This is a genomic window from Paenirhizobium selenitireducens ATCC BAA-1503 (assembly GCF_900492185.1).
GTDB lineage: Bacteria > Pseudomonadota > Alphaproteobacteria > Rhizobiales > Rhizobiaceae > Allorhizobium > Allorhizobium selenitireducens_A.
Genome location: NZ_UEYP01000038.1, coordinates 1 through 3343 on the forward strand (window position 1 = coordinate 1; position 3343 = coordinate 3343).

3 protein-coding genes are annotated in these 3343 nt (G+C 62.2%); all 3 read right to left on the minus strand.

The genetic code is table 11. The features are described 5' to 3' along the window. The coding region (locus tag RHIZ70P_RS22520) for an ExeA family protein (protein ID WP_210209773.1) at window positions 1–924 on the minus strand (924 nt) is incomplete at its 3' end. Then, entirely contained in the window at window positions 921–2573 is a 1653-nt protein-coding gene (locus RHIZ70P_RS22525) for an IS481 family transposase (protein WP_003501095.1), read from the minus strand. The genes RHIZ70P_RS22525 and RHIZ70P_RS22520, both read right to left, overlap by 4 nt. After that, window positions 2566–3168, minus strand: coding sequence for a recombinase family protein (locus RHIZ70P_RS22530; protein WP_003501098.1), 603 nt, complete (start codon window positions 3166–3168; stop codon window positions 2566–2568). Before RHIZ70P_RS22530 ends, RHIZ70P_RS22525 begins: the two co-directional genes overlap by 8 nt. Between the last annotated feature and the right edge of the window lie 175 nt (window positions 3169–3343).

Below are 3343 nucleotides of genomic sequence, written 5' to 3' on the forward strand. Positions count from 1 at the left end.
ATCAAGGGTGCCCGCCAGGAAGGCGCGGATATCCGACGGCCGAGCATTGAGGTGCGTGACCAGAGCCGTCGCATCGTAACCATTTCGGGTCAACGTCGGTTCGAGATCGTCGATGGCGCGGGACAGGACCTGCTCGACGATTTCGGCGGTAACCGGCTTGGCGCCGAGGCGAAAGCCCTGCTCGAATGCGAGGGTGAGATGCATCTCGATCTGAAGCGGCGTGCGCAAACGTTCGGCGATGAGGTCGATGGCTTCTTCCTCGAGGAGTTCGCCAACCTTTACGCCTTCGGCCGCACAGGCGCCAAGCAGCCAGGCAACATAGTCGCGGCGCGCGGAGCCGATCCCCTCGTAGTCAAAAATGGTCGTGCGGTAGCCAATCTCCTCCATTTGCGGCCGGCGCAGATCATTGCGCAACCGGGGATGCCCGACAAGAAGTACGGAAAGGAGCACGCCGGCGTCGGCGACCACCTCCATCAGTCGCTTCAGGCCGGTTAAGGTCTTGTGGTGCAGGTCATGGGCCTCGTCGACCACGAGGACGATCGGCCGTTTGCCTTTTTTCATGATGTCGCGCAGGTCGCGCTCCCGGCGCTCGGCCTGCTTGGGGATCTTGACCTGCGCACGATCGCCGGGAGACAAGTCGTAGAACAGGGCTTCAATGAGCGATGGCAGCGAAGTGCGCCGCTTGTCGACCGCCAGCGATTTGGCGAGTGCGACCTTGCCGGCTTTGGTGAGTTCGGCCTCGATGCGGCGCAAAAGGTGGGTTTTCCCCGAACCGACCAGGCCGGAGACCACGACAAGCCGACCGGTCTGGACGGCCGCACACACCTCGCGGATGATCGTGCGCTGATGCTCGGTCTCAAAGTTGCCGGCCCCTTGGAAAGGCCGGTCGAGGCCGTAACTGGATTGAACGTCAGCGAGCATCATTCTTCCTTTCTTCGCGCCTGGAAGCGTTCGCGGATACGGGCCGCGATCATCTTTTTGTCGAGTGTTTCTCCAAGCAGTTCATTGATGAAGGCGCGGTCACCGGCATTCATCGCGCCGATCGGCCGGCCGAGCTGGTCGGCGATGGCCCCACGGGCTGCGAGGCCATTTGGATAAGCGGTCTCTATTGCGGGTTCCGGAAACGGTGTCCGCCGTACACTCAGCCCAGCCGTGGTCGGGGGCAGCGAAGGCAATGGACGATCCCCGCCGGTGACCGCGGCGCGGGGGAGCCCAAGTTGGTCTGCCAGGCGCACCACCTTGTCGAGCCGCTCTTCGAGCTTGCTCTTCTGGTATTTGCGATAGCGAAAGAGGGGAACCGCCCCGCGCGAAGGTTGGAATGGACCGAAGCGCTTGCCCTCATGCTCGACGAACAGTTCCTGATCGAACAGGCCCCAGAGCAAGGTCACCGTTTCGCCGGCAAGTTCGGGCTCGACCTCATAGGATGCGCCTTCGACCGATACGGTCGCGTCTCCAGCAACCGTCCGTCGTTCCGGTTCGCGCGCAAAGGCGCAGAACCGCTCCCAGGAGCACATCGCCCGCACCCCGTCAGGAGGAAGATGCCGCAGCCAATCCTCGATGCGTGCATGAGACTCTGTGCGATGGTCGCCGTTATTGTAGGTGACCAAGGCGCGCCTGAGCCAAAGGTTGGCTTCCTCTTCGTCCTTCGGCTTGTGGAAATGATAGAGGGTCTCGTGCACTTCCTTGATCGTGCGAAACGGCCGCTCGACCTTGCCTTTCGCTCGCGCCGGCGTGCGCCGCTCGCTGTCCGACGGGGGCATATGCGTGAGAACCCGGACACCAAGGCTACCCATGACGGACTGGAAAACGCGCGAGCGGCTCACCGGCCCGTTATCCATATGGATGGTCGTTGGAATCCCCTGAAGCGGCAGTTCCGGTTCAGGCTTGGCGGCGAAGGCATTGTAGAGAAAGCGCAAGGCGGACTCCGCGTCCTCGCCGTAGACGGAGCGGTATTCCTGATAGCTCGCGCCGGAGCGATCATCGACCACGGAGAACAGCATCAGCGTCGGCCGGCCGCGCCCTTCCTCGACCCAAAGCGGCGCTTCCACCTGCTTCAGGTCGGACGGGCTCATGTCGAAGTGCCAGAGTTCGTTGGAACGCCGCGCCTGGAATCGGACGGCAGCCACCGGGCGGGTGACGCGCGCATAATCCAGGCCGGAAACACGCAGCAGCCGATCGACCGTTGCGCGTTTCAAGATGCCGGGCGGTGCACGGACCAGGCCATCGGGCGTCACCACGCCGTCTTCCTCAAGCAGCTTGATGGCGCGCGCCGTGGAGATATGCCGCCCCTTCCGGTTCGCCGTTCTGATCTTCAGGGCCGCGATGATTTCGGCATAGGTTTCCATCTCCGGCTGCGGGGCGATCCGGGAGGTTCCGTGATCGGCGCGCCGTACGGATTTCGGGCGGTTCAACTCCCGCAGCGCCCGATACAGGGTCCAGATCGAGATGCCGTAGGCATCGGCGGCACGAGCAACAATCTCGGTACGGCCTGGATCACGGGGAGAAAGCAGCGACAATCGGCGTCGAAGATCGACAAGAGCCTCTCCGGGCGGCCGCTTTCTCCGCTCAGCCATGGACGTCCTCGGATTCCACTGTTTTGGGAGAGCCACCCTTCTTGCCGATATGACGATAGAGGGTTGCAACAGAAACCCCCATGCGCTGCGCAATATTGCGTACCGGTATGCTGCCTTCCTTCATCAGGGCGCGCGCCGCGGCAATATCGCCCGGGCGCATCGCGGGCGGGCGGCCACCCTTGCGGCCACGTTGCCGCGCCTCGACCAGTCCAGCCGTCGTGCGTTCGCGGATCAGAGCACGTTCGAACTGGGCGATCGCACCGAAGACATGGAAGGTCAGCATGCCGCCCGGCGTCGTCGTATCAATGCTCTCGGTCAAGGACACGAGCCCGATCTTCGCGCGCTCCAACTCTTCCGCCGTCGCGATGAGCTTCTTTAGCGATCGCGCCAACCGATCGAGTTTCCAGACAACGAGCGTGTCACCAGTGCGAAGCACGTCGGAGAGAATTCGGCCCAATTCCGGGCGGTCATCGCGAGCGCCTGACCCGCGCTCGGTAAACACCTTCTCGCAACCGGCGCGTCTCAGCGCCTCAAGCTGAAGCTCCGGATTTTGATCGATCGTGCTGACCCTGGCGTACCCGACCCGCATAGCCATCCAAATGTTCTTGAAAGTCGTTGGACACATAGCATTTTGCGACAACCGTTTCTATAACAGTTTTGAGAAGATTCCATCGCGCCATTCAAGGGGCGTGACGGCATGCGCTATGGCATGCTCAAAAACCCTCGTTTATGACAAACTGTTGTTTTGCACTGAGAACTGACCCGGGATT

Excerpts from the sequence above, each read along its gene's own strand:
- RHIZ70P_RS22525 (WP_003501095.1), bottom strand. The coding sequence starts at position 2,573 with ATGGCTGAGCGGAGAAAGCGGCCGCCCGGAGAGGCTCTTGTCGATCTT.
- RHIZ70P_RS22530 (WP_003501098.1), bottom strand. The coding sequence starts at position 3,168 with ATGGCTATGCGGGTCGGGTACGCCAGGGTCAGCACGATCGATCAAAAT.